The 26,627-nt window shown below is 66.9% G+C and carries 22 protein-coding genes and 1 pseudogene; 9 read left to right on the forward strand and 14 right to left on the reverse strand.

From position 1 onward, the window contains the following. Positions 1 to 235: pseudogene (locus tag ACFXNW_RS10415) on the forward strand (TetR/AcrR family transcriptional regulator); the annotation flags it as partial. A gap of 50 nt (positions 236 to 285) precedes the next feature. On the opposite strand, the gene ACFXNW_RS10420 reads toward ACFXNW_RS10415, so the two are convergent. Beyond that, positions 286 to 1,284, reverse strand: coding sequence for a diiron oxygenase (locus ACFXNW_RS10420; protein ID WP_379417381.1), 999 nt, complete (start codon positions 1,282 to 1,284; stop codon positions 286 to 288). 128 nt (positions 1,285 to 1,412) lie between these two features. After that, positions 1,413 to 2,087 carry a zinc ABC transporter ATP-binding protein AztA gene (gene aztA / locus ACFXNW_RS10425; RefSeq protein WP_379417382.1) on the reverse strand — a complete coding sequence of 225 codons (675 nt, stop codon included), beginning with the start codon at positions 2,085 to 2,087 and terminating at the stop codon, positions 1,413 to 1,415. A 60-nt stretch (positions 2,088 to 2,147) separates the two neighbouring features. On the opposite strand from aztA, the gene aztB reads away from it, so the two are divergent. The 3 genes from aztB to aztD are packed head-to-tail and all read left to right on the forward strand — an operon-like array spanning position 2,148 to position 6,268. Then, entirely contained in the window at positions 2,148 to 4,142 is a 1,995-nt protein-coding gene (gene aztB / locus ACFXNW_RS10430) for a zinc ABC transporter permease AztB (protein ID WP_379417383.1), read from the forward strand. Continuing rightward, on the forward strand, positions 4,139 to 5,053 hold the full coding sequence (gene aztC, locus ACFXNW_RS10435; protein WP_379417384.1) for a zinc ABC transporter substrate-binding protein AztC: 915 nt from the start codon (positions 4,139 to 4,141) through the stop codon (positions 5,051 to 5,053). The genes aztB and aztC overlap by 4 nt, the downstream gene beginning before the upstream one ends. 57 nt (positions 5,054 to 5,110) lie before the next feature. Continuing rightward, positions 5,111 to 6,268 (forward strand): zinc metallochaperone AztD, encoded by a 1,158-nt coding sequence (aztD, locus tag ACFXNW_RS10440; RefSeq protein ID WP_379417385.1) that lies wholly within the window; start codon positions 5,111 to 5,113, stop codon positions 6,266 to 6,268. A gap of 627 nt (positions 6,269 to 6,895) precedes the next feature. Here the strand turns inward: aztD and ACFXNW_RS10445 are convergent. Further along, entirely contained in the window at positions 6,896 to 7,717 is an 822-nt protein-coding gene (locus tag ACFXNW_RS10445) for a nuclear transport factor 2 family protein (RefSeq protein ID WP_379417386.1), read from the reverse strand. Between the two features lie 310 nt (positions 7,718 to 8,027). Beyond that, a complete protein-coding gene (locus tag ACFXNW_RS10450) occupies positions 8,028 to 9,674 on the reverse strand; it encodes a class I adenylate-forming enzyme family protein (RefSeq protein ID WP_379417387.1) in 1,647 nt (548 codons plus the stop codon). A 233-nt stretch (positions 9,675 to 9,907) separates the two neighbouring features. Here ACFXNW_RS10450 and ACFXNW_RS10455 point away from each other — a divergent pair, with 233 nt between their 5' ends. Continuing rightward, positions 9,908 to 10,705: a DUF6319 family protein gene (locus ACFXNW_RS10455; protein WP_379417388.1), complete on the forward strand. Its 798-nt coding sequence runs from the start codon at positions 9,908 to 9,910 to the stop codon at positions 10,703 to 10,705. A 17-nt stretch (positions 10,706 to 10,722) separates the two neighbouring features. On the opposite strand, the gene ACFXNW_RS10460 is transcribed toward ACFXNW_RS10455, so the two are convergent. Genes ACFXNW_RS10460 through ACFXNW_RS10470 form a run of 3 tightly spaced genes read right to left on the reverse strand, consistent with a single transcriptional unit; the run spans position 10,723 to position 13,369 of the window. Continuing rightward, a complete protein-coding gene (locus ACFXNW_RS10460) occupies positions 10,723 to 12,249 on the reverse strand; it encodes a diguanylate cyclase domain-containing protein (protein WP_379417389.1) in 1,527 nt (508 codons plus the stop codon). Beyond that, on the reverse strand, positions 12,249 to 12,818 hold the full coding sequence (locus ACFXNW_RS10465; RefSeq protein WP_379417390.1) for a hypothetical protein: 570 nt from the start codon (positions 12,816 to 12,818) through the stop codon (positions 12,249 to 12,251). Before ACFXNW_RS10465 ends, ACFXNW_RS10460 begins: the two co-directional genes overlap by 1 nt. Further along, positions 12,815 to 13,369: a pyruvoyl-dependent arginine decarboxylase gene (locus tag ACFXNW_RS10470; protein WP_379417391.1), complete on the reverse strand. Its 555-nt coding sequence runs from the start codon at positions 13,367 to 13,369 to the stop codon at positions 12,815 to 12,817. Before ACFXNW_RS10470 ends, ACFXNW_RS10465 begins: the two co-directional genes overlap by 4 nt. A gap of 136 nt (positions 13,370 to 13,505) precedes the next feature. Between ACFXNW_RS10470 and galK the strand changes: the two genes are divergently transcribed. The 3 genes from galK to ACFXNW_RS10485 all read left to right on the forward strand — a co-directional run bounded on the left by galK (position 13,506) and on the right by ACFXNW_RS10485 (position 16,561). After that, entirely contained in the window at positions 13,506 to 14,648 is a 1,143-nt protein-coding gene (galK, locus tag ACFXNW_RS10475; protein WP_379417392.1) for a galactokinase, read from the forward strand. A 96-nt stretch (positions 14,649 to 14,744) separates the two neighbouring features. Continuing rightward, positions 14,745 to 15,275, forward strand: coding sequence for a hypothetical protein (locus ACFXNW_RS10480; protein ID WP_379417393.1), 531 nt, complete (start codon positions 14,745 to 14,747; stop codon positions 15,273 to 15,275). A gap of 353 nt (positions 15,276 to 15,628) precedes the next feature. Continuing rightward, on the forward strand, positions 15,629 to 16,561 hold the full coding sequence (locus ACFXNW_RS10485; RefSeq protein ID WP_379417394.1) for a hypothetical protein: 933 nt from the start codon (positions 15,629 to 15,631) through the stop codon (positions 16,559 to 16,561). Between the two features lie 149 nt (positions 16,562 to 16,710). Here the strand turns inward: ACFXNW_RS10485 and ACFXNW_RS10490 are convergent, their stop codons facing one another. From ACFXNW_RS10490 to ACFXNW_RS10520, 7 genes are all read right to left on the reverse strand, one after another. Then, positions 16,711 to 17,412, reverse strand: coding sequence for a hypothetical protein (locus tag ACFXNW_RS10490; RefSeq protein ID WP_379417395.1), 702 nt, complete (start codon positions 17,410 to 17,412; stop codon positions 16,711 to 16,713). Between the two features lie 188 nt (positions 17,413 to 17,600). Next, the gene (locus ACFXNW_RS10495; RefSeq protein WP_379417396.1) at positions 17,601 to 19,055 is read right to left on the reverse strand and encodes a PepSY-associated TM helix domain-containing protein; all 1,455 of its coding nucleotides are present in this window, start codon (positions 19,053 to 19,055) and stop codon (positions 17,601 to 17,603) included. A 463-nt stretch (positions 19,056 to 19,518) separates the two neighbouring features. Then, the gene (locus ACFXNW_RS10500; RefSeq protein ID WP_379417397.1) at positions 19,519 to 20,082 is read right to left on the reverse strand and encodes a hypothetical protein; all 564 of its coding nucleotides are present in this window, start codon (positions 20,080 to 20,082) and stop codon (positions 19,519 to 19,521) included. 72 nt (positions 20,083 to 20,154) lie between these two features. Continuing rightward, entirely contained in the window at positions 20,155 to 21,804 is a 1,650-nt protein-coding gene (locus ACFXNW_RS10505; RefSeq protein WP_379417398.1) for an acyl-CoA synthetase, read from the reverse strand. 176 nt (positions 21,805 to 21,980) lie between these two features. Next, on the reverse strand, positions 21,981 to 23,606 hold the full coding sequence (locus ACFXNW_RS10510) for an acyl-CoA synthetase (protein WP_379417399.1): 1,626 nt from the start codon (positions 23,604 to 23,606) through the stop codon (positions 21,981 to 21,983). A 210-nt stretch (positions 23,607 to 23,816) separates the two neighbouring features. Continuing rightward, positions 23,817 to 24,446: a hypothetical protein gene (locus ACFXNW_RS10515; protein ID WP_379417400.1), complete on the reverse strand. Its 630-nt coding sequence runs from the start codon at positions 24,444 to 24,446 to the stop codon at positions 23,817 to 23,819. A 170-nt stretch (positions 24,447 to 24,616) separates the two neighbouring features. Next, positions 24,617 to 25,096 (reverse strand): ArsR/SmtB family transcription factor, encoded by a 480-nt coding sequence (locus tag ACFXNW_RS10520; RefSeq protein ID WP_379417401.1) that lies wholly within the window; start codon positions 25,094 to 25,096, stop codon positions 24,617 to 24,619. 252 nt (positions 25,097 to 25,348) lie between these two features. Between ACFXNW_RS10520 and ACFXNW_RS10525 the strand changes: the two genes are divergently transcribed. Continuing rightward, positions 25,349 to 26,503: a CHAP domain-containing protein gene (locus tag ACFXNW_RS10525; protein WP_379417402.1), complete on the forward strand. Its 1,155-nt coding sequence runs from the start codon at positions 25,349 to 25,351 to the stop codon at positions 26,501 to 26,503. Positions 26,504 to 26,627 lie beyond the last annotated feature (124 nt).

Below are 26,627 nucleotides of genomic sequence, written 5' to 3' on the forward strand. Positions count from 1 at the left end.
GCCCTTCGATTCCGTGCCGTTCGCGGTGGTGACGATGGTCGAGGGGGTGCTGTCCACCTGGGCCGCCGACCCGGCACCGGACCGGTCGCGGGCCCAGGTGGTCGACGAGCTCGCCACCATCACCTGGTTCGTCCTCGACGGCGCGGCCCGCACCAGCGGTATCCACGTCGACCCGGACCGCGAACTGACCTCGGTACTGCGCGAATTCACCGAAGCGGGCGCCGCCGGTAGCTAGCGGCGAGGCGCCGAACGCGTGGCCCGCGCGGGTACGCGGGCCACGACTGTTCAGGCCGCGTGGCGGATCCGGCGATCGGGTTCGCTGCGGTAGCGCGCGTGATCGCCACCGATGCCGAGCGCGTTCCACAACCGCCGCGTGACCGGGTTCATCAGCCCGATCTCGTCGGCGAGGGCACGCATATCGCCGAAGTAGCCGGACAGGATCTTGCGTGACTGCGGGCTGCGCCAGAACGCTTCCTTGATCACTTCCCGCGGAATGTCGAACTTCTCGGCGAACGACCGCGGCGGTGCGATGATCTCCCCGGCCAGCCAGCGCATGGCCAGCGGGAAGGCGAGCGCGCAGACCTGGGTGGTCACCGGGTTCATCTTCGCGATATGCGCCTTGAGGAATTCACCGGCGAAGGAGATGTGCCTGGCTTCCTCGGCGATATGGATCTCCATGGTGCGCAGCACCATCGGCGGCAGGTTCGCGCCGTCGCGGATCAGCGCCTTCTGGAAGTGATCGATCGGTTCCTCACCACCGAGGATGCCGATGAACAGAATGACGTGCGCATAGCCGCCCGCCACACCGATGAACGGCGAGAGCGCCTTGAAGGCGGGCCGCATTCCGGGTACATCCACGCCGATCCGGTTGACCAGCTCCTGGAACATCTGGATGTGGTTGCACTCTTCGGTCATCTCGTGCAGGCAGTAGCGGAACTCCGGCGACCCGTTGGGCAGCTTCATGATGTACTGCATCATTCCGCGGATCAGGATCGTCTCGAACGCGGCGCCGACCTTGATGGAGTTGGCGACCCGCCATTTGCCGATCTCGATCTGCCGGTCTACCGACTGGTCTCGGTACCACTGCGTGGCGCCGAGTGGATCGATCTCGGGGGACAGGATCCAGCGTGGATCCTTCGGGTCGAGGGCCAGTTCCGGCGAATCCCAGTCGATGTCCAGATACGGGTCGAAGCGTCGGTTGACCGACCCTTCCGACAGTGTCTGCAGGGCTTCGCGGTAGTCGTTGCCGACATCCTGGGTGAGCGGCACAGTCGACGGCATCATCGGAGTCTCCTCGTGCGTGTGGTGTAGGTCTCGCTAGAACCAATTTACTGAGACTTTGCGTCTCAGTAAACACCTCATACAGGTCGGTATGAAACTGATGCCGTCTTCAGCCGTGGGAAAGGCGCTGATCAGCGTGAATGGGCAAGCATCGCGGTTCGTGGTTCACCTTCGGCGGTGACACGCCCGTCGCGCAGGTGGACGCAGTGGTGCGCACGCATGGCGTCGTCCAGGTCGTGCGTGGCGTGCACCACGGTCACCCCGGTAGCGCTGACCTCGGCGATCGCACGGTTGATCTGCTCGCGAGCCTCGGTGTCGAGTCCGGTCGCGGGCTCGTCGAGGAGAAGCAGTGTCGACTCCTGGGCGAGTGCCTGCGCCAGCACGGCACGCTGCCGCTGTCCGCCGGAGAGGGTGTCGAGGCGGCGATGGGCCAGGTCGGTGATGGCGAGCCGGTCCATGCAGTCCGCCACGATCGCGCGGTCGGCGCTGGTGAGCCTGCGCCAGAACCCGCGGTGGGCCCAGCGTCCCATCGCCACCGTCTCGCGGACGGTGATCGGCAAGGTCGCGGGCACGGCGCTCTGCTGCACGACCAGAGCCGGTCGACGATCGTCGCGACCGGTGATGGTTCCGGCCAGTAATGGCGCCACCCCGGCCAGCACTGCGAGCAGCGTCGATTTGCCGGAGCCGTTGGGTCCGAGCAGCGCGGTGACCTTGCCTGCCGGGATCGTCGCGGTGACCTCGTGCAGCACCCGATTCCCGTGGTAGCCCGCGGCGAGTCCGGCGAGGTGAATATCCGGTGGTTGCACGATGCGACTCCCGTCACTTAACTTGTAATGAAAATCGTTTCCATTCTAGGGTGTCGCATCATGGATTGGCTATTCGCCCCGTTCGAGGTGTCCTTCGTGCAGCGGGCGCTGTGGGGCGGATTGCTGGTCTCCTGTCTGTGCGCCCTGGCCGGGACGTGGGTTGTGGTGCGCGGCATGGCTTTTCTGAGTGATGCGATGGCGCACGGCATGTTGCCCGGTGTCGCGGTGGCCTCGCTGCTCGGTGGCAATCTGCTGCTCGGCGCGCTGGCGAGTTCGGCGGCGATGGCGGCGGGAGTGACTGTGCTGAACCGCAATCGGCGACTGTCGGCCGATACGGGTATCGGCCTGCTGTTCGTCGGGATGCTCGCACTCGGGGTGATCATCGTGTCGCGCTCGCAGTCGTTCGCGGTGGATCTCACCGGGTTCCTCTTCGGCGACGTCTTGGCCACGGGGGAGCGGGATCTGCTGTTCCTGGTGGTTGCGCTGCTGGTCGCGTTGGTGGTGACGGTGCTCGGTCACCGCGCCTTCCTCGCGCTCACCTTCGACGCGCGCACTGCCCAGACGCTCGGGCTGCGTCCGCGCCTGGCGCAGTTCGCGCTGACCGGTCTGCTCACGCTGGCGATTGTGGCGTCGTTCCATATCGTGGGAACCCTGCTGGTGTTCGGACTGCTCATCGCGCCGCCCGCGACGGCGATGTTCTTCGCGCACCGGATTCCGATCGTGATGGTGCTGGCGGCGGCATTCGGGTCGGCATCGACGGTCATCGGCCTGCTCATCTCCTGGCATGCCGGTACCGCGGCAGGAGCGACGATCGCAGCGACGGCAGTGGGGCTGTTCTTCCTGTCAGCGTTGGCAACCCGGCTTCGTGAGCGAGTGAATCTGCGTGCCGCAGCACAGCCTGTCGCGGTGGCCGCGCTGCTGACCCTGGTCTTTCCACTGATCGGATGCGGTGCCGAGAACGAACCCGCGACCGCCGCACCGACGCCGCACGGCTATGTCGCCGGTGCCGAGGAGACCGCCGAAGCGCAGTCGAGACTCGTTGTCGCCGAGCCTGCTTCAGGCGCTGTCCGGGTGCTGGATCTGACCACCGAGGAGGTAGTCGAGCTCGGGTCGGTCGATGGGGTGACCGCGATCGCGGGTGACGGCCGCTACGCGTATCTCTCGACACCGGATTCGACACGGGTGATCGATAGCGGTAGCTGGATGGTCGACCACGGCGATCACGTGCACTACTACCGCGCACCCGCGCGTGAGGTCGGTGTGCTCGACGCGGGCCCGGTCGCGGCGGCGCACAGCGACAAAACCGTGGTGACCGCAGTCGGCGCCTCCGGGGCCGCCGTGCTCGATCGCGCGGCGCTGGACAACGGATCGGTGCGCACACAGGGAGATATCGCGGACGCCACAGCGGTCCCGTATGCGGGCAGGCTGGTAGTCGCGTTGTCGTCAGGCCGAGTCGAGGTGCGTTCTCGCGACGGCGCCGAGGTGACCGAGCTGGGCACGCCGTGTGTGAATCCGCGCGGGCAGGCCATCACTCGACGCGGCGTCGTGTTCGGTTGCACCGATGGCGCTGTGCTCGTCGCCGAACAGGATTCGGTCTTCGTCGCGACGAAGATCCCGTTCGCCGACGGCATGGATGAACCCGCGACCGCGTTCTTCCATCGGCCCAGCAGCACCACATTGGTGACGCGCTCGGGCACTGACGGCATCGGCGTCCTCGATGTCGGCAGCCGACGCTGGTCCCGTATCGCTACCGGGCCGGTGGTCGCCACCAACACCGCGGGCGCGGGCACCGCGATCCTGACGCTCACCGCCGACGGCATCCTGCACGGCTACGACCCGGTGACCGGCGCCGAGGTCGCGCAGACGAAGGTGCTGGCCGCGCCATTGGCGCCGAATGCGGTGGCGCCGGTGATCGTGGTCGATACCAACCGCGCCTACGTCAACGATCCGGCCGCCCGGGTTGTGCACGAGATCGACTACAACGACAACCTGCGTATTGCACGGACTTTCACCCTCGATATCGCACCGGAGCTGATGGTGGAGACCGGCCGATGACACTTCTTGCCCGGGTGATCGTCGCCCTGATCGCCGGTCTGCTCGCACTCACCGGCTGCGCCGCGCCCGGTCCGGAGCGCGGCGGGGTCGTGGTCACCACCGATATTCTCGGCGATCTCACTCAGGTGATCGTCGGCGACGCGGCACCGGTGACCGTCCTCATGCCACGCGCGGGCGACCCCCACTCTTTCGCCGTCTCGGCCCAGCAGGCCGCCGGACTCGAACGGGCCGGACTGATCGTCGCCAACGGTCTCGGTTTGGAAGAAGGCGTGCTCCGCAATGTCGAGGCCGCGGCGGACGCCGGGGTCCCGACGGTCTACGCCGCCGCCGAGATCGACCCGATCAGTTTCGGATCCGGCGCCACCGCCGGGCAGCCCGACCCGCATTTCTGGACCGACCCGCAGCGGGTGCGGCGTGCGGTCGAAGTGATCCGGGACCGGGTCGTCGAACACGTGCCGGGTATCGACGCCGACGTCGTCCGCGCGAATGCCGATCGCTACGTGGCCGAACTGGACCGGCTCGCAGGCTGGATGACCGAGCGATTCGCCACCGTGCCCGCCGAGCGCCGCAAGCTCGTCACGAACCACCACGTCTTCGGCTATCTGGCACAGCGTTTCGGGTTCGAGGTGCTCGGCGCGGTGATTCCGAGCGGCACCACCCTCGCCTCGCCGAGTCCCTCGGATCTGGCAGATCTGGCGGGCACCATCCGCGCGGCCGGCGTGCCCGCCGTCTTCGCTGATTCGGCACAACCGGACCGCCTCGCCCGGGTGCTCGCCGAGCAGGCCGACGTTCGGGTGCGGGTGGTCGGACTGTTTTCGGAATCGCTGACCCCGCCCGGACAGGGGGCGGGCACCTACCTGGAGATGATGCGCGCCAATACCGACGCCATCGTCAGCGGACTGACTCCGTGAACACCCCTCGGTGCCTTCGCGCCGCGAATTTCGGTAGCACTATGGAACGGAGCAAGAATGCGTACTCGGACCCGGACCACGACGGTGGCGCTGTCGGGCCTGCTCACCGCGATGGTCGCGCTGAGCGGTTGCGGCAGTGACGATTCGGAGCAGGCCGAACGGCCCGCGGTCGCCGATCCGCTCGCCGTCACCTACGACGGCGGCATCTATCTTCTCGACCCGAACACCCTCGCGACCACCGGCGACGTTCAGCTGGACGGATTCAACCGGCTGAATCCGGCCGGCGACGACCGGCACATGCTGGTCTCCACCAAGGACGGCTTCCGGGTGCTGGACGCGGCCGCGGGCCGGTTCACCGGCGTCGACTTCCCCGCGGCCAAGCCCGGGCACGTGGTCCGCCACGCCGGTCGCACCGTCCTGTTCGCCGACGGCAGCGGCGAAGTCACCTCCTTCGACCCGGCCCAGCTCGGTGACGACAAGCCCGCCACCGAGATATACACAGCGCCCGCACCGCACCACGGTGTCGCGGTCGAATTGGCCAACGGTGAGCTCGTGGTGACCGTCGGCACCGAGGAATCCCGGGTCGGCCTCGCCGTGCTCGACGCCGAACGCAAGGAGATCGCCCGCAACGAGGACTGCCCGGGCGTGCATGGTGAGGCAACCGCACAGGGTGAGGCCGTCGTCGTCGGCTGCCAGACCGGAGCACTCGTCTACCGCGACGGCACCATCACCAAGGTCACCAGCCCGACCCCGTACGGGCGGATCGGCAACCAGGCAGGCAGCGATGTCTCGCCCATCGTGCTCGGCGACTACAAGCAGGACAAGGACGCCGAACTCGAGCGTCCGCAGCAGGTGTCGCTGATCGACACCACCACCGGCACGCTGCGGCTTGTCGATATCGGTACCAGCTATACCTTCCGGTCGCTGGCTCGTGGCCCGCAGGGCGAAGCGCTGGTGCTCGGCACCGACGGCAAAATCCATGTCATCGACCCGGTGGCGGGTGCGGTCACCACGACCATTCCGGTCATCGAACCGTGGCAGGAACCGCTGGAATGGCAGCAGGCGCGTCCGGCGATCTTCGTGCGCGACGGCGTCGCCTATGTCTCCGATACCGCGACGAAATCGGTGCACCGAGTCGACCTCGCCTCCGGCGCCGTGACGGCCTCGGCCACCCTGCCCGAAAGCCCGAACGAACTCAGCGGCGTGCAGTCCTGACGCTCTCGGCCGCCGGTGGTTTCGGCTGCCGGCGGCCCGGCCGGAAACGAAGAACCCCACCGAAACGGATTCGCGATCAGGCTGCCGATACCCGAGCTGTTCCTCCTGGTGTAGGCCGTTTCGGCGGCGGGAAGTGGTGGATCTGATGAGCGGTGACGTCGGGCTCAGCGGTATTCCGCTGACGATGCTGTGGACGTTGCACAATCGAGCCTCGGAGTCGTTGCGCGCCGATGCCATCTTGCGCGATCCGGACTGCGTGCGGATCTACGAAACCATCGACTTCGACTACGAGAAGACCTTCGGCAAACCCGACGGCACCCACGCGGTCCGTTCGCTGCGCTTCGACGAGGTGCTGCGCCCCTGGCTCGCAACGCATCCCGGCGGCACCGTGGTAGAGCTGGCGGCAGGGCTGGAAACCCAGTTCCAGCGCTGCGACGACGGCTTGGTGCGCTGGCTGTGCGTTGACGTGCCGGAGGCGATCGCGATCCGGGAACGCTTCCTGCCCCCTATACCGCGCCGCCCATGCCGTGGGGTGTCAAGCGCAGCAGTAGGGGCGTGCCCGAACGGCCTGCCCGCCGAGCCGGCTCGCACTCGCCGCCATCCGGTCAGTCAACCGGATCGGGTGTATCAAGCCTGTTCGAGTACCTTCTCGGTGAACACGCCCACGGTATGGATCCGCGGCGCACGCGGATCGAAGTCGAGGGCGATGAGGGCGGGAACGCCGTCTCGCTCGACGCTCGCCGTCACCGTGCGTCCGGCCGCGAGCATCTTCCCGGCGCGTAGGCCTGCCGAAGCCCATTCGGTGAACTCATCGGCGGAAACCACCGTCCCCGCAGGGCATTCGATCACCGTGCCCGCACCGAGTAGTCGGCGCACGTGAGCGGTGTCGCCGGAACCCGCAGCATGGAACAACTCGTCGGCCACCCGTTTTCCCGCCCGGCCGACTCCGGTGAACCCGCGAGCCATCCCTGCCGCGCCCGCCGGCCCTTGGTTACGCACCAGTGCCGCACCGAGCTTCAGGCCCGCACCGCACCCCCGCGTCCCCGTGCGCAGTAGCTGCGCGACCATCGCGGGCAGCTCCCAGTGCGCGGCGAGATGGATGATCCGAAGTGCGTCGTCGACTTCGGCCAGGTCGTAGCGCAAGTGCATCGGCACCAGCACGCGAGCGCCGGTGGACATGGTGGTCTGGATCGTCAGGTCGCGGAAAATGACTGCCGGTCCGGTGAAGTCGTGCTCCACCCGGAATTCGATCGTGTTCGGTGCGATGAAGGTGTCGTAGAACCGTTCGATGGCGCCCTTGCCGATATGCGGGCGCGCGCCGACCGGATCGCGAACTGTCGCTTCCGGGGTGAACAGTCCCACCCATGTCTGCCGGTCGTGTGCGGCGACAGCGCGCGGCGAGGCTTGCACGGCAGCGAGCAGGCTCGCGCCCGATGCGTCGAGTGGCACGGCAACTCCTTCGTCGTACGAACCGCGAACCGCGGCCCTATCCATGGTAGAACCAGTTCTAATTTTATGGCGGCCGATGATGGCTCCGGCACCTGGTCCGGCGCTGGTGCCCAGGCGAACAGGGGCTTTCCTTCCGGCGCCGCTCTGCCACACTGGAGTGATACCGAACCGCTCCCGTTCGGGGGCGCGTGGGCCGAGCGAATCGAGGCCGGGCATGGGCAGCGCCGAAATCCAGCAGAACCTGAACCGTCTTTTCCAGACCGTGCAGACAGCCCTGTTTCTGCTGATCATCTCGTGGTGAGCGGGCCCGTCATGGTTGGAGGCCGGTGCGGATGACCTTGCCGGTGGCATTGCGGGGCAGGGCGGTGGTGGTCAGTCGCCATCGGGCCGGAATCTTGTAGTACGCGAGACGTTCGGCCGCGAACGCGCGTAACGCGTCTTCGTCGGTGGCCGTGAGGTTGTCGACGACCACTACAGCGGCGACCGCCTGTCCCAGGTCGGGATCGGGCACACCGAGTACCGCGCTCTCCAGCACGGCGGGATGCTCGTCGAGGCACTGCTCGATCTCGGTGGGATAGACATTCTCACCGCCGCGCAGGATCAGATCCGATCGGCGCCCGGACAGCCGCAACCTGCCGTCCTCGACGATGCCGATATCGCCGGTGCGCAGCTTGCGATCCGGGGTGATCGCGGCCGCGGTCGCGGCGGGATCGTCCCAATATCCGAGCATCACGTACGGCCCCTGAACCCAGATCTCGCCCTCCTCGCCATCGGGGAGCGGGGCGCCGGTCTCGTCGTGGATCTCCACCGATACGCCCATCACCGGGCGGCCGACGGTATCCGGGAAGGCGGCGAGTTCGGCAGGCGCGGCCAAAGTGGCGGCCGTACTGCATTCGGTGAGGCCATAACTGGTGACCAGTGCGGTGCGGGCGACCGGAAGCTGCTCACGCAGGCGCTTTTGCAATGCCGCCGACGATGGCGCCGAGTTCAGCGAGAACGCCCGCAGCGACGACAGGTCGTACTCGCCGAGGTCTCGCTCGAGCATCCGGGTCGCCATCGTCGGCATGGCGCCCCAGTTGCTGACCCGCTCACGTTCGATCAGGCGCAGCACCCGGTCGGCATCGAACGAACCCTGATGAATGACGGCGGTATCGCCGCTCACCAGGCGCGGAATCACCAGGTTGTGCAGGCTGGCGATGTGGAACAGCGGTGAAGTGAGCAGGAATCGCCTGCCGCCGTTGTCGGTGCCGCCGGTCAGCTCCGCGGCCAGCGCGTCATTGAAGCGGTGGTAGCCGATGGCAGCGATGAGGTTGCGATGCGAATGGGTCACACCCTTGGGGCGTCCGCTGGTGCCGCTGGTGTACAGGATGGCCGCGGGATCGTCTTCGTCCACCGGCGTCGTCGGCAGCTCACCGCCGGCGGACTCGGCGATCAGTGCCGGGATGTCGCGCTCCATTGTCAGGACCGGGACCGCGAGGCCGAGTTCGGCGACGCGGTCGGCGCGCTTGGCGTCGGTGATCAGCACCGACGGCGTGCTGTGGCCGACGCCGTAGGTGATCTCCGGCGGCGCCCACCATGCGTTGTATCCCACGGCGATGGCGCCGAGGCATTGCGCCGCCCAGAACGCCACCACCCATTCCGGGGTGTTCGCGGCCAGGATGCCGACCCGGTCGCCCTTGCCGACGCCGTAGCGGTCGCGCAGCGCCCTGGCCAGGGCGGCCGCGGCGGCCGCGTGCTCAGTGAACGACAGCCGGGTGTCCTCGGTGACCAGGTAGTCACGATCGCCCCACCGGGTGGAGGCCGCGAGCACGTCGGCCAGGCAGCGTTCGCGGTGGATGAGCAGCGGTGTCGGCGCCCCGAGTACCTGCTGCACCGTCATCTCGAACGGCCCACCCGGGCCGGTGAGCCTGCCGATGGCGGCCATGGTCAGCGCCTGCTGATCGACGGTTTCGGTCATCGCGGTTTCCTGCCGTTCATTTCTCCCGGAAACAGTAGAACGTGTTCTATTCTTATCGCAGTCGGCTCGTCGCGGTAGTGGGATCGCCACGATCGATGCGGATTCGCCGGCGCCTCCGGCGGCGTCCGCGCGGGCGGAATTCACCGGGTGCGGGGAGAACCTGTCGGTGGGGTGCGGCATCATCTGTGCACGCAGGCCCTTCATCACACGCGAGAATTGCCCGGAGAGCACCCATGTCGTCGCCGCGAACAAAGTCCAAGAACGCCCAGCAACCCCTGTCGGACACCGAGATTCAGCAGATCGCCACCGAGATCGCCGACGGCCACCCGCCCATGGTGTGGTTCACCGCCGCGGCCGTGGGAATACCGGAAGGACGGTCGGGCAAGGTCATCGCGCTCGGTGAGCCGTCCGACGGTGATTTCCTGCAGATCCGGCCCACCGGTTCCAAAGATGTACTGTCCTTTTCGCCGGCCGAGGTCACCCTCACCAAGCCCGCGCGGGATCGGGCCGCAGGTGCCACGGCACAGCCGAAGTCGACCACCAGGAAGGAACCAACCACCGTGACCAAGCCGTCGGCCCCCACGAGCCCCGCGCCCACCGCTCCCGCCCCGAAGCCCGGGGCCGCCGCGAAACCGGCGCCCGAGCCGGCTGCGTCGAACGGTGCCGCCGCACCGGCGCCCGCACGCCAGCAGCCCGTATCGGCCACCTCGCCCGCTGCATCCACGCAGCCGAAGGCGGCTGCCAAGGCACCCGCGCGCAAGGCGAAAGCGGCCGAGGTCACCGTCACCATCACCGGCACCGCCGACGGTGAGTGGAGCGTCGACGTGGTCAATGGCAAGAAGCGTACGGTGCGTGCCCTGCCCGTCAACGGTTCCGCCGTCGCACAGGCCGCCAAGCTGCTGCATCCGGAGGTCGCCGAGGTGGTCGCCGGGATCATGGAGGCAGTGCGCGGGGCGCAGCTGTCCAAGGTGGAGCAGTTACAGGCCGAGCTGGAGCAGGCCAAGCGGCTGCTCGCCGAACTGTCGGACTGACGGCTCGCCCGTCGCTCTCAGACCGCCGTTTCGCGGCGCCAGGGGCTGCGGGTGGTGTCGGGTGCGGTGCGGGTCTCGTCCCGGAAGGTGCCGAAGAAGGTGTAGCCGAGTGAATACTCCTTGGCGTGGTACATCGCCGAATCCGCCTCGCGGAGCAGGTCGTAGATATCGGCTTCGGCGGCGCGCGGCCCACTGCAGGCCAGGCCGATGCTCGCGGTGATCGGCACCTCGCCCGTGCTGAGTTCGAAGGGGCGGATGAACGTGGCGAGCAGCCGCTTCGCCAGGCCTTCGGCTTCCTGCCGGTCCAGCGGGGCCAGCACGACGAATTCGTCGCCGCCGTAGCGGGCGACGACGTCATCGCGCCGCACCGCCCGCCGGATCCGCGAGGCCGCGTTGGCGATGAGTTCGTCGCCGACGGCGTGACCGTAGCTGTCGTTGATCATCTTGAACCCGTCCAGGTCGATGAACAGCAGGCACAGCGGCCGTTCGGCCCAGTGGTCGCGATTGCGGGTGAGCGCGCGCAACAGCGCCGCCCGGTTCAGCAGGCCGGTGAGCATGTCGTGGTCGGCCTGGTACTGGGCGCGTTTCTCGCTGCGGGCGCTGCGCACGATGGCGCGTTCACTGCGCACCAGCACCCCGATCAACAGCAGCGCGCACAGCGACGACACCACCACCCGGTCCACAGTGCCGAGGCGCGAGCCGACCACCGGGATCAGCGACGCCACGATCAGCGCGACGGCGATGAAACTGGCTCGCTGGCGCGAATGATGTGGATGAATCGGATGCGGCGCGCCCAGAGACGTCATGGTCGGATGCAGGGCGGCTACGCCGACCAGGGTGTATGCCATCAGCAGCGGCACGAGTAGGACGTCGCGGGCAGCCACCGGGGTGCCCGCGACCTCGAGGTTGTAGCCGAGGTCGCCGAGCAGCGCCAGCATCAGCCCGCCGTGGAGCAGCCGCAGCGATGTCTCCGAGCGGGTGGTCGCGGCCACCGAATAGGCAACCAGCGCCAAGAGCAACGCATCGAGGATCGGATAGATCGCCGTCGCTACGGCATGGCCGAGATGGCCCTCGGTGCGCAGGGCGGGCGAGATGAGGAAGGTCCACGACGCCAGCAGTGCACCGAGCCCGATCAACGCCGAGTCGAGCAGAAGATCGTAGTCGGTGTGAATCTGGCGGGGGCGCAACCAGAAGACGGCGGCCACGCCGATGCCGATATAGCCGCCGAGAGTGAAGATGTCGTCGAGGGGGCGGGTGGACGCGTCCGCGAAATCGCGCAGGCCGATGCCCGCGGCGAACAGCACCGCCGACGCCGACAGCAGATACCACGGCAGCGGCTGTTGCGGGTGGTGCCGATGCAGGCCCGCGCCGATCATGGTGAGCGCGCCCGCGACTACAAGGGCCATCGTCGACAGCGATAGCGGGGGCGAATCGATCAGAGTTTGTAGCACGATCAAGACGATCGCGACGCCGGGGACGAACCTGATCCACCGATGTCCGAAGTGCGATCGCCCACCCGCCGACTGCTCTCCGGTGAGTTCCATCAGCCCCCCTTCATCGCTCCCGTTCCGAAGAATCGGGCCGCGTAGTAGGTCTGGGAATCCTCAACTGCTACTTCGACGTCTGCCTGCTCCTCGAGCACCGCTCGGATGCCGTCGGCGAAGGAGAACCGAGTGTTGTTGTACGAACAGATGTCCCAGCCGACCGCGGCACGTTCGGCCACCAGAACCCGGACAACTGATTCGATCATGACATGGAACGCGGCGCCCTGTCGCACACTTGGCGCAACAAGGGTGAAACCCGCATAGTAGATCGCGGCGCGGGCCGCGTGGTCCGGATATCGCGCGATGAAATACTCGGGACTGATCCACGGCACCGTCTCCAGATGCTTGGTCAGGGTGGTGATGCCGACGGGTTCGCCGGTGCGGGTGCGCGCGACGTATTTGAGCACCCGTGAGTCGCCCATTTCGGCAAGGAATTCCGCGCGATACAGCACCTGTCTGGCTGCGGCCTCGGTCCGCAGCGGGCCGAAAGCTTCCTCGTAGAGCCCGTGGAACAGCTCGATGTCCTCGCCGTCGATCGTCGTCTCGACAGTGACGTGTAGGTCGTTCATAGTCGGTCCCATCCGGACGCGCCGAAGGCGGCCAGCACCACCGCGCAGGTCGGCCGACCGTCGGATCGAGTTTCGGTGGTGTGCAAGCGAACCGGGCCGAAGTCGCCGTGCCGGTGTTCGCTCATATCGGCCAGGCTGGCTCGGACAAGGTGTTCGACCTCCTCGGCCGTCGCGGCCTCGTGTTCGACGAACAAGCCTGCGCCGTCGGCGCGCATGGTCCAGCCGATTCCCGCGGCGGCGCGTTCGCCCGCGGCACATGCGTAGCCGGCGGCGTATACGCAATACAGACGGTCACCCCAATGGATCGGCTGACTGATTCGCTGTGTGCGTTCGAGCCGCGCGCCCGGCGGGATCACCGACGACAGCCGGATCAGGTTGGCTTCGCCGACGCCGATCTCACGCAGGGCGGCGTCGAAGGCGGACAGAGCAGTGGATCCGGTGCCGGTGGAAGCCGCGATCTCGATGGTCAGCGGTGCCTCGCGGCGCTGCCGGGACGGGCGCAGCCGCAGCGGCCGAGGCAGGCGCATATGGCGTCGGACGGTGTCGATCACGGAGCTCCCCATGCGGCCGGGCCCGCGACGCGCGGGCGGGTCATCCCTTCGGATCGAGCGTGACCCACCATCGCTCATCGCGCACCGTGTCGCGGCGAAACCACTGCTCGCGCGGCGTGTCTCGTAGGGTGGGGAAGTGCCCGACGACGACCTCGACGATGCCACTGCCACCTGGGTGGCACCGGGGCGCGTCAATATCATCGGCGAGCACACCGACTACAACGACGGGTTCGTGCTGCCCATTGCGCTACCGATGACTGTCGCGTGCAGGGCGCAGCGGCGTTCGGATGGCTGGGTCGGTGTGCGCTCGCGGCAGCGACCGGGCGGGCAGATCGACCTCGCGCTTAATTCGCTCGACACGGCGCGCGATTACGCCCCTGGCTGGGCGCGGTATCCGATCGGCGTGGTGGCCGAGTTCGTGCGGCGCGGGTATCCGCTCGGCGGGGTCGAGTTGCGGATCGATGGCCGGGTGCCGATCGGGGCCGGATTGTCGTCATCGGCAGCGCTGTGCTGCTCCGTGGCAATCGCGTTGCGAGATCTGTTCGATGTCAGGGTTTCCGAGCACGAGCTGATCGAGCTGACGCGCGCGGCGGAGAACAATTACGTGGGTGTGCCGACCGGTATCCTCGACCAGTCCGCCGCTCTGCTGTGCACTGCGGGAAACGCGCTGTTCCTCGATGTGCGGCGTTTCGTCCGGTCGGAACCCGATGCCTATGCGCAGATTCCGTTCGACCTGGGCGCGCACGGCCTCGAGTTGCTCGTCATCGACACCGGGCATCCGCATCGGCTCGCCGATGGCGCCTACGCCCAACGTCACGCGCACTGTGCCGCTGCGGCAGGTGAGCTGGGAGTGCGCTCCCTGCGGGAGATCGATTCGATCGGTGCGCTGGACCGGCTCGATGACCCGGTACTGCGGCGCCGAGCCCGGCACGTAGTAGGTGAGAACGCAAGGGTCCTGGACGCGGTCGCTGTGCTGCGTTCGGGCGCCGACCCGCGCCGGATCGGCCCGATGCTCACCGCCTCCCATGCCTCGCTGCGCGACGATTTCGAGGTGTCGACTCCGGTGCTGGACGCCGCGGTCTCGGCCGCACTGTCGGCGGGTGCCTACGGCGCGCGCCTGGTCGGCGGGGGATTCGGCGGCAGCGTCATCGCACTGGTGGACTATGAGGCCGTCGGCCGGGTCACCGCAGCCGTACGAGAACTGTTCGCTCGAACCGGATTTCCCGAGCCGCGCACGTTCGCGGTGGTCCCGTCCGCCGGTGCGCACCGGATCAGTTGATCGTTGACCCGATCGGTACCTGTCGGGTGGCTGCGCTAGCATCTGTGCTCGGCCGCGCGGGTAGGCCGTAATCATCTGTCGAGGGGGAAAGTTCTGATGCAATTCGTCGACTTGTTGACCGGCCTGGAGCCCCAGGTGTGGTCCGACAGCACAGTCTGGACGGTCGCACTGGAATCGAACCAGGCCCGCCGCGGTGGTGGAGGTGGGGGTGGTGGCGGCGACGGCGAAGGGATCGACTGGTTCTGGGGAGTTCTCTGCATCCTCGTCTTCGTGATCATCATCGGTGTCCTCATCTGGCTCAAGTACTCCGAGCGCAGTGACCAGCAGCGGCAGCAACAGCAGCAACAATTCCCGCCGCCGATGCCGCCGCACCAGCAGGCACCCTTCGCCCAGCAGCACCAGTCCCATCCGCAGTTCCCGCAGCCGCATCAATCGCATCCGCAACAGCCGATGCCGCAATACCCACCGCAGCAGCCGTACCCGCCGCAGCCCTACGGTCAGGCGCCCTACGGTCAGCCGGCGTATGGGCAGCAGCCTCCGCCGCCGTACCCTCAGGGCGCCTACCCGCCCCCGAATCAGCCTTACCCCGCGCCGTACCCGCAGCAGCCGCCGCAATACCGGCCGTAGGTCCAGTGGCTGATCCGATCGATACTCCGGTATCCGGTCGAGCGATGACGACAATTGTTACCGGGGAGTATTTTGCTTTGTTACCGGAAAGTATTGTGTCGCAGCTCTCTTCGTGACGTACACATCATTCAACCTGCGGATCTGATGCTCTAGTCTGGTGAGTGTCGACGATGACAACGGCTCATCGGGGAGCTGACTCAGGCCCCCGAAATTCGCGAAAAAGCGAAATCAGTAGATCCAAAGGTTGAATTCGAATTCAAATGGAAAACGCACCCTACGAGCAAGTCGACAATGCACAACACAACTTTGAAAGCCGATTCGTTTGGCAATGTTGGTCCATCACAGTACTGAGCGTGCTCACGTTCGTGCTGCTCTTTCAGCCGTGGTTGTCTGCCTCGGGTCCGTATGGTGACGTGCACACCGACGCTTTCGGCCGGATCAACGGCTCCGTTCCCGCCCTCCGCATCTTCGGGGAGCCGGTTGTCTCCATCAGTGACTTGTGGGGCATGGTGATCGGTGCGACTGCGGCGGCCACGCTGATCGGGGCGCACCTGCATCGGATATTCGGGGTCGGACGGTCGTTGGCGATCGCCGCCGGTATGGCAAACGTCGTGTTCGTGCCGCTGACACTGCTGTACCTCAACGGCAAGGCGCCTGAGCTCGAGGACATGACCAAAAAAGACAACGACGAACTGAAAGAAACGCTCGGCAACATCCTGAACAGTGTTTTCGGCGGCGGCAAGGAATCGGCAGCCGATACCGCACAGGGCGTAGCGACCGCCACCTTGACGAATCAATCACTGGTCTGCGGCGTCGTCGTAGCGGTCACCGCCGCGATCGCCGTCAGCATGCGGATTCGGATTCGTTCCGCCCGCAGTGAGGCCGAACCGCAGTGTGAGGTGTCCGACGGACCCGCCGCCGGGGTACCGCTGCAGGCACATGATGGTGACGATGTGGTCGAACGGAAGCTCGAACACCAGCTGCATCACGAATACGAGCTGCTCGTTCGGCCCGAGGCCGACGACCTCGGGCAGGTCGAGGACTACGGGATCGGCAAACAACGCCTCCTGCCTCGGACCGAGCGTCCCCACCGTAACGACAGCCAAACCAGGCCGACACGTCGAGAACGTCATCCTCGCCCCCGGCCCGCGAACCCGGCATCCGACAAGCCGCAGTCCGCACGCTGGCTCGCTGCCTCTCGAAGCGGTCGGCTGGCCACCGTTTCGCACGCATCGCCTACGCCCCTCTTCCGCCACCAACCGCGTAACGGTGAACCCCTCGTCTGACCGGCCATGGACTGGCACTCTCTACGCTCGATTCACAGAGAGACCACGGTGTGTTCTTCGTCCGCGTATGCACCTGTTGATACACGGGGGTGACGATCGATGACCGCGTCCCAGGGAGTGGATCTCCCTGGGACGCAGTCCACGTCAGATCACTCGGCCGGGAAGGGCGCGTTGATCGTGGTGATGTACTGGATCGCGGCGCCGATGGCGACCGGTGCGGTGATCAGGATCTGGCCGACGACGGCGCCTAGGCTGCCGACGGCTAGGACGCCGCCGATGCAGCCGATAGCGGCGGCGGGGATGAAGGGGCCGAAGAGGCCGACGATGGTGGCGGAGGCGATGGTGGCGCCCGCGATGCCGCCGAGTACGCAACCGACTGCCGCGCCACCGATACCGCCGACGAGGGCGGCGATACTGGCGCCGTAGCCGACAGTGCTGGTCATTCGGCTCCAGGCATCCTTCTCGCGGTCGTACTCCGATTTGTAGTTGGCCTTGTCTTCGAAGGGCAGGGCGGCCGGGCGGTAAGTGGCGTGGGCGAGGTCGAACTGCGGGGTGAGAGTGGCGGTGCGGCCGGAGATCTCGGCGACGATCGGGAACTCGAAGTCGTCCACCCGGAACGTCAGCGGCATGCCCGCGAGCACGGTGCCGTTGGGCGCCTCGACCTTCAGCACTTGGGCTTCGACAATCAGCGAGCCTGCGTCGGTGCTGATGATGGTGGAGGTATCGGTGGCCGTCGCCGTGAAGCCGACCGCCTCGGGTTCCGGTGCGGGTGCGGCCTGGGCGGTGGCCGCGGTCAAGCTGAAAGCGGTGGTCGCGGCGATGGTCAGCAGGGCGAGTGTGTTGATCCTCATGAGGATTCGTTCCTTGTCATGTGTGAAGAGATTCGAAGAGAGCTCCGGCCAGGTGACGGACACCAGTGCGAGCGCGCACCCGTAGGCCCGTCGGACGAGGCCATGACGGGATCCGGTGCCGTCTTCAGCGCACGGCGGAGCCAGGCCCACGTCGGTCGCGGGCCCATCGGTTGTGAATGTGTGCTGTGCTACGCGGTGGCGCGGCCCCGGACGAGGCCGATCACCACATCGATCAGCAGGAACCCGAGCAGGCTCACCCCGATCAGCGGCGCGAACCAGCCGATCAGCACGGTGACCGCCACCAGCGGCACGATCAGCAGCAACGGACTGCGCCGCAACCAACCACGCTGTGGTGGCCTACCGAAGGCGATGTGCCCGCCGTCGCGGGTGGGGCGCCGCCGCCACCACAGCAGATAGCCGCGCACGATCACCGTGATCAGGCCGATCATCACCGCCAGCAGCAGCAACTGGTTGAGCAGCCCGAACATCAGCCCCATGTGGAATTGGATGCCCCAGTTGGAAAGCTTCGCCATGAGCGGCCAGTCGGTGTAGGGCAGCCGTGCGGTGATCGAACCGGTGGCGCCGTCGATCGCGACGGCGTCGACGGAGTACGTCCCGGGCATGCGCCGTTCTTTGATCGAGAACGCCGTGGAGTCGTCGGCGGGAATCCCGATTTCCGCGGGCCGGTCGATCCCGGCCGCACGCCCGGCGTCGATCACTCGATCCAGTTGCGCGACGCGGTCGCCGGGGTCACCGGTGGGCATGGGCGTCGAACCGCCGTGGTGGTGGTCGCCACCCGCATGGGTCGCCGGTGCGTCCGAGCCGGGCAGCGTGGTGCTGACAGCGGGCGTCGTCCAGCTGAGGTTCTCGCGCAGTGCGGTGATGTTCTCGCCGGCATAGGTCGACCAGGTCATCCCGGTTGCCGCCAGCAGCAAGAGCACCGGCAGAATCCAGAAACCGACCGCACCATGCCAATTCAGGGTGCGTCCACGCCCGCTTCCGGAACGGTCCGGCACCGCCAGCCAGCCCGCGGAATTGCGGTGGCGGCGGGCTCGCACGCGGCGGATCCACAGCAGCAGACCGGCCAATGCGATCACCCACAGCCATGACGCGGCCAGCTCGCTGTAGAGCCTGCCGGGTTCGCCCAGGTGCAGGTCGCGATGCAGCCGGTCGATCCAGGTGCGCATCGGCAGCGCGCCAGAACTGCCGTAGACCACGGATTCACCGACCGGCGCCGCGGTCGCCGGGTCGACGAACACCGCATGCCGTTCGGAATCGCCGAGGGTCGGATCGCTGAAGATCACCCGGGTGGTGTCACCGGATTCGGGTGCCGGTGCGACCGCGACCAGCGCCAGATCAGGGCCGGTGGCGACGGCGGCATCGACCTGGGCGGAGATCGGTTGCGCGGGTCCAGTGGAATCGACGTGCAGCAGATCGCGGCTCACGATCGACTCCAGCGTCGGTGAGATCGCGTACAGCGCGCCGGTGATGGCGGCGATCAATATGAACGGCCCGACGAAAACGCCGGCATAGAAATGCAGCCGCAACGCCAATGCGCGTGCGGCGGCGCCCAAGCCTGACCTTCGTGGTCCGGGTAGGGCAGCGGACTCCTGCTGCGGAGTCTCGATATCAGTGGTACTCATCGTTGTTCGACTACGTCCTGGTGAAAGACGCCCAGCCGTCGCGTGCACCTTCGGCAGGACCTCGGGGTGCTCGCAGACAGCTCGAATGAATGGGCGAGGTGGAACCCGGACACGAGGCGATCGCGGTCGTCGTCGGCGGCGCGAACGTGCGGACCTGCGTCGTATGGATCAGCGCAGGTAGAACGCGCGCCCGGCGAGCCGTGCCGCAGCGTGCGGTGCGACGCGCACGTGCGTCGAACTCAGGCAGAACTGGTCGAGTTCACGCAGAACATGCGATGAGCTCACACGCGACTGTGCTGAGCCGGCGCAGAACTGCGAGCCGACGTGGCACCGCGGTGAGCTCACGCAGAACGTGCGGTAAGACGCGACGGAACTGCAGCGAGATCGAATGCAAGGCGCTCAGCGCTACTTTGCTGACAGCGGCGCGACGCGAGCACATAATCTTGTGTCCGGGGAGGGGAACTCAGAGACGAACAGCCGACGGCGGACCGCGAGTACGCGTGGATTCGGCCGCGAGCACCCACAGGATGACGCGATCACGATGACTGGTGCGCAGCGGCGCGGGCCCGGCGATGGCGGGCGGGTGATACCGCACGGGCAGGACCCGGCCGAGGGCGGAGCCACCGATCCGGTAGGCGAATTCGGCGCCCCGGATGACGATGGCCACCACCACGACGGCAACAAGGTGCGCGGCGATCATCGCGGGCGTCAGCTGGAGGTCGCCATGATGCAGATGGCCGGAACCCCACCCCATGGAGAGGTGGCCGAGTAGCTGGCCCGCGGCCAGGACGGTGACGAGCCCGGCGGATCCGGTCCGCAACGGTGCGAGCCCGGCGACCAGCGCGCCGACCACAGCGGAGGCAGCGACGAGCAAAGCCAGCGTGCTGCTGCTCGGCGCCATCCCACCGGATGCCCAACCGTGCGCCGCAACGGAGACGGCCCCCGACAACGATCCGGCCGCCCCGCCGCGCAATTGCGCGATGCCGCTGCGGTCATCCGCAGGGGGTCGGCCGAACCTGATAATCACGCGCTGATGATAGCTGAGCCACATTCATCCGATGTCTGCGTCCGGTAGGCGGATTTCACCAGATAGAGGCTGCTACTCCGCGTCGACGTCCATCTCGACCAGCGGCTTACGCAGCAGCTTGCCGGTGGCGTTGCGCGGCAGCTCGTCGAGGAAGATCACCTCGCGCGGCACCTTGTAGCGGGCCAGGTTCTCCTTGACGTAGTCCTTGATCTCCTTGACGTCGCGCGCGGAGTCGGGTCCGGGGACGACGAAGGCGCGCAGCCGCTTGCCGAATTCGCGGTCGTCGACGCCGACGACGGCCGCCTCCAGCACATCGGCGCGGTTGGACAGCAGGTGCTCGACTTCCTGCGGGAAGACGTTCTCGCCGCCGGAGACGATCATGTCGTCGTCGCGGCCGTCGATGAACAGCAGGCCGTCGGCGTCGAAATGGCCGACGTCGCCGCTGGACATCATGCCGTCCACCCGCTCCTTGGTGCGGCCGTCGGTGTAGGCACGGAAGCCGTGCGCGTTCTCGATGAAGATCGTGCCGGTGACGTTCGGCTCGGTGATGAGGGTGCGGTTCTCGTCGTAGAGCGCGATCCGGATACCGGCGGGCGGGCGGCCCGCGGTGCTGGGCGCCTTGCGCATATCCTGCGGCGTCGCCACCGTGATCACGGCGCATTCGGTGGAACCGTAAAGGTTGTAGAGCACGTCGCCGAAGTACTCGGCGGTGCGCACCACGACGTCCGGCGGAATCGCCGAACCCGCCGCGAAGATCACCTGCAGCGTCGCCATGTCGTACTCGGCGAGTACTTCGGCGGGCAGGTCGAGCATTCGCTGCAGCATGGTCGGCACCACGACCAGCGAATCCGCGCGGTGGGACACGATATTGGCCAGCGTCTGCTCGGGATCGAAGCGGCGCTGCTGGAAGATCACCCGGTTACCCAGCGCGAGGCCGAGCGTGAACTGGGAGAGCCCGGTGCCGTGGAAGATCGGCGCCGCCATCACCATGGTGCCGTTCTTGGGCAGCGGGACCCGGTCGAGGAACTGGGCCGACATGAACGGGCTGACCCGGTCGCGCGGCGCGCCCTTCGGGGTACCGGTGGTGCCGCTGGTGAGGATCACCATGCCGCCGGGCTTGGCCGGGGCGGGCACGGCTTCGGTGGAGCGGCCTGCGGACAGCGATTCGATGGTCGGGATGGCGGCATCGGCGCCGTCCTTCTCGTCCACCCAGGTCAGCACCCGTGGAATATCGGCGGGGATGGCGCTCATCAAGTCGAAGAACTCGCTGTCGTGCAGCACCGCCTTGATCTTCTCGCGGGCGGCGACGTCGGCGAACTGCGGTGTGGCGAAGCCGGTGTTCATCAGCACGGCACGGACGCCGAGTTTGCCGGCGGCCAACAGGCTCAGCACCATGCCGCGGTGGTCGCGGGCCAGCACCGCGACCACGTCGCCCTGGCCGATGCCCTTGGCGGCCAGACCACGCGCGAAGGCGTTGGAGAGCTCGTCGAGCTGACCGAAGGTGAGTTCGCCCTGTTCGTCCACGATCGCGGCGGCCTGGGGCCTGGTCTGCGCGGCATGCATGACGACGCCGGCGAACGGGCCGTACTTGCGCATGTTGATGAACGAGCGCGCCCCATGATCGAGGCGCAGCGGGTTGAACAACCCGCGCTTGACCATGACATTCACGCCGAGGGCGAGGTCACGTACCTTGCGGACGGGGGCGGGGGTCGACAGAGACATGCGACAACAACCTTCCGCGATCCAGCCACCGTGACCGGCGATGGTGTGGATCGCAACCTCGAGATCCAGTGCTGGTGCTAACAATAGCAAGCATTACTGGCGAGTAGTGGTGCTCGTCTCAGGAACGCCGATGCCGGGGTCGATGTCCACCTCGACCCCGGCATCAGCGCATGCGACTACTGCTCGACCTGGTACTCCACCAGGACCCGGCGCAGCAGCTTGCCGGTCGGGTTACGGGGCAGATCGTCGAGGAACACCACCTCGCGCGGCACCTTGTAGCGGGCCAAGTTCTCCTTGACGAAGGTCTTGATCTGCTCAGCGTCGGGCGTGTGGCCGGGCTCGGGCACGACGAAGGCGCGCAGGCGCTTACCGAATTCCACGTCGTCGACGCCGACGACTGCCGCGTCGAAGATGTCCTCGCGCTCCAGCAGCAGTTGCTCGACCTCCTGCGGGAAGACGTTCTCGCCGCCGGAGACGATCATGTCGTCGTCGCGGCCGTCCACCATCAGCAAGCCGGCATCGTTGAAATGACCGACGTCGCCGCTGGACATGTAGCCGTCGATGATCTGCTTGTGCCTGCCGTCGGTGTAGCCCTCGAACGGCGCGCCGCTGCGCACGAAAATGCGTGCGGTGACGTTCTTATCGTCGACCCGCTGATCGTTGTCGTCGAACAGCCGCACATCGCAGGTGATCGGCGGGCGGCCGACGGTGCCGGGCGCCTGCGCGAGTTCGGCGGGGTTGGCGATGGTGGCGATCGCGACCTCGGTCGAGCCGTACAGGTTGTAGAGCACCGGGCCGAACACCTCGGTGGCGCGGATGCACAGCTCCGGCGCCAGCGCGGAGCCTGCCAGCAGGATCACCTTCAGCGACGACAGGTCGTATTTGGCGCGCACGTCGGCGGGCAGTTCGGTCATCCGGTGCAGCATGGTCGGCACGGCGACCAGCATTTCGGCCTTGTGATCGGAGATCATCTTCAGCGTCGCCTCGGCGTCGAAGCGGCGCCGCATCACGATCTTGTTGGTGAGGACCGTGCCGACCAGCCAGGTACCGAGGCCGGTGCTGTGGAACAGGGGCGAGACGATGACCATCGTGCCGCGCCGCGGGAACGGCACCCGATCGACGAACTGCGCGGTCGCCATCGGTGTCACCTTGGTGCGCGGTGCGCCCTTGGGCAGGCCGGTGGTGCCGCTGGTCAAGATGATGAAACCGCCGGGCTTGCTCGGGGCGGGCAATGGCTCGCCGGCGTTCGCGGCGATCAGATCATCGAAGGTCGTTGCGCCTTCGGGCAGCGCGGCGCCCTCGTCGACCCAGGTGAGGAAGCGCGGCAGGTCCGCGGGCAGTGCGTCGAGCAGGCCGAGGAATTCGCTGTCGTGCAGCACCGCCTTGACCTTCTCGCGTTCGCAGACCTCGGCGAACTGCGGCTTGGCGAAGCCGGTGTTCATCAGCGCGATCCGCACGCCGAGTTTGGCGGCGGCCACCTCGGCCAGGATCAGCCCGCGATGATCGCGCGCGAGCACGCCGACGACCATGCCTTCGGTCAGCCCCGCGGCCTGCAGGCCGCGCGCGACCGCGTTCGACTGCTCGTCGAGCTCGCGGTAGGTGAGCTCACCGCGCTCGTCGGCCAGCGCGACCTGATCGGGAGCGATTCGGGCGGAATGCCGGACCAAGGCGGCGTGCGGGCCGTAGACCCGCGTCTCCTTCATCGTCTTCAGGGTTTCCAGCGGCGCTTTGGGATCGCTGACTCCACGCGAGCGCAGCACCCCCAGCGCTTTGACGGCTTCCAGCGTATGCGCCAGGTTCACCACGAACACCTCCACAGAACTCTCGCGTCGGTTCTCGACCTAGCGAAATCGAACGGGCATATCGGGCTAACCGTAGCAGCGCACGTGTGACAGGTCACAGCCAAAGGCGACATATCGGACTCTATGTCCGCCGCCATGCGAAAACCCCAGATGACGACGGGCGCGCCTGTGACCTCACAGAACGCGCCCGTTATCGGTGAGCGGAGGCTGTCAATTCACGACGGCTCCCAGCGACGGGAAGGAGATGGTTCCCAGCTTGTACTCGAACCCGTCCGGGTGCTCTTCGCTGACCGGAACCGACCAGCGATGCCACATGGTGCCGTAGATGGCGGCCACGGTCATGCCCGGTCCGGGGTCGATCGCGCGCGAGCGAATCGTGGTGTCGACCGGGATGTCGTTGTGCTCGGTCAGCACTTCGGTGCCGCTGCGCCCGCTGGACAGGTTCAGCCAGATCACCTCGAGCTTGGCGCCGGTCTGATTCGGGGCGATGGTGCCCGGTCCGCCGAAGAAGCCGAAGCGGAATCCGTCGATGCCGAGCGCGACGCCGGAACCGTAGACGCCCGCGCCGCCGCCACGGCCGATATCGGATTGGGCGGGAATCTGGAACGGCTGCGCCGGAAGCGCCACTTCGCCGGGGGCGTCGAGGCGCTCCGGATCGGCCAGGAGGCGGTCGATGGCTTGTTCGGCGGCCCGGTTGCCGGTCGCGACGACCCGCAATTGCTCGGCGGCCGATGTCCAGTCGACGGTCTGGGGCTCTGCGGCTGCGTGACCGGTGAACAGCATGGCGGCAGCAGCAGTCGCGGCCAGGCCGGTCGTGAAGCGGGAAATCAAGCGGGGCATTTGCCTGTCTCCTTCGGAAGATTCATTCCTTGGTACAGCTCGAAAACACCATCCGTTTCCTGAGACGAAACGGTCCGGCGGCTACGTTGCCAGCGATATGCCGGACTGTCCAGAGTCGTCGCCTGGACGCGCCGTCATGGTGTTGTGCCAGGCTGTGGCGGTTTGCCCGGTCAGCGTCGCGTAGCGGCCAATGCCACAAGGAGCGGAACCAGCCGCTGCGCGGGCACTTCGAACCTGCCGAGGCCTGCGGTGTGCAGCCAGCCGACCGCAGCGAGCGCGCGCAGATGGTGATAGACCTCGGCGGAACTGCCGAGCCCGTCGACGCCCGCCAGTTCGGCTGCGGTCCTGCGGCCGTTGACGATCTCGCGCAGCAATCGCAGCCGTATCGGATCGCCCAACACGGCAAGGCATTCGGCGGCCTCGGCGAGATCCTCGGCCAGCGCGTCGGCGACGGTGAACTGTGCCTGCCACTCGTACTTCTCGCCGGTCGGCAAATAGCCGGCGCCGGCCAGCAGCACTGCGCCCTCGCCGTCCTCCTCGCGCAGCCGCGTCGCGGCCCATTGCTCGTCCTCGTCGTCGGTGGCCGGGCGCGCCAGCTCCAACGCCGCGACTCGCCGCTCCACTTCCGTCAAACGCTCTGCCAGATCCACACATACAAAATTACGCAGGTGGGGCGGCGGTTGTGTGGCTGCATGACGTGTGGTCGACGCTGGGTCTGCGACCGGAGTGATCGGCGGACCGAGGACTATCCACTGTCCCCAAGGCTGGGGATGGTCGATACTCGAGGCGTCGCAGGTGTTTGTCATCAGGTGGCCTGATGGTTGTGGGCGAGTGAGGATCCGGATGCTCCTGGTTAACTGCTGGCAGGAGAACGCCGTCCCTACGGCCGGGAGGTGCTGTCGATGAGCCTGGCGACCGATCTCGAGGAGATCGATAACCTGCGTGCCCCTGGCAATTCGCCGCCGGGCCTCGTATCCACCGTAAACATGGCCAAGCTGGCCATTCGAGTGCAAGTGTTGCAGTTTGCCTCCGGTGAGTCATCCGGACAACCCGATCTGCTCGAGCAGCTGCGAAAAGCCAAGCTGCTCCGAAACTCCGATATCGACGGAACCGACGCCAAGTCCGTCATGGTCGAAAAGTATGGACAGCGCAAGAGCGACTTCCAGGATATCGAGAACGATCTGCGGACCAAAAGCAAGAGCGTCGACGGCTCGGTTAGCGGCACATTCGATACTGCCAACGCCACCCACAAGAACGTTATGGAGCAGGTCGGCATCTTCCGCGACGGGCTCGCCAATGCCGCCCAACTCAGTAAGGGCAAGGAGGAGATGCCGGCGCACATCGCCGACCGGGTGTCCGCCATCGCGATGCGGGCCGCCGACAAGGTGTACGACCTGGTCGACGGCGCCTTCACCAAGATCAAGAATGACGCCGCCGACATCCGGGCGGCAATGCCGAAGGTGAAGCAGACCCTCGGAAATTCCCCGAGCGCGATGGGTGGAGCGAGTCCGATCAGGATGTCGTCTGGTGGCTCTGCACCGGCGAGCTATTCGGGGGGTGGTGGAGCGAGCAACCCCACTCCATGGACTGCGAATCAGGCCAGCACGATGCCCTTTACCGGACAGGGGCCCATTGCCGACGCGATCGAGCTTGCGAAGAGCGAGGTGGGTACCTCCGAAGTGGGCAGGTCGAACCATGTGCCGGGGAAGGAATACAACATCAACGATGCCTGGTGTTCCTCATTCGCTACCTGGCTCTGGGAGAAGGCAGGAATTACCGGCGACCGCAAAGCGTATTGGGGCAACGAGAACCTGGTTTCCAATGTCTGGGCGAAGGCGCAAGGTAAAGGGCTTGCTGGGAACATATCCACTGCGCAGCCGGGCGATCTGATCGTCTGGGGGCATCAGAACCACATCGGCATGGTGGTCGCGCGAAACGGCAATAGTGTCACCGTTGTCGAAGGCAACGCCGGTGATGCCGTGCAACACAATACGTACGACCTGAGGCGGGGTTTCGCCGGAGTCATCCACCCGCCTGCGGGGCAGGTGGCGGTGTAGGAAGGCGGGGCCGCGCGGCCCCGGTGAGGTCGGCGCGCTGCTGCCCGGTCACTGGAGGCCGGATGATTCCGCGCCGGGAATGCCGGGCGCTGCCTCCCTGGATAAGTGTCCCAACCCACGATAC

The sequence above is a fragment of the Nocardia sp. NPDC059180 genome (assembly GCF_042754945.1).
Lineage (GTDB): Bacteria > Actinomycetota > Actinomycetes > Mycobacteriales > Mycobacteriaceae > Nocardia.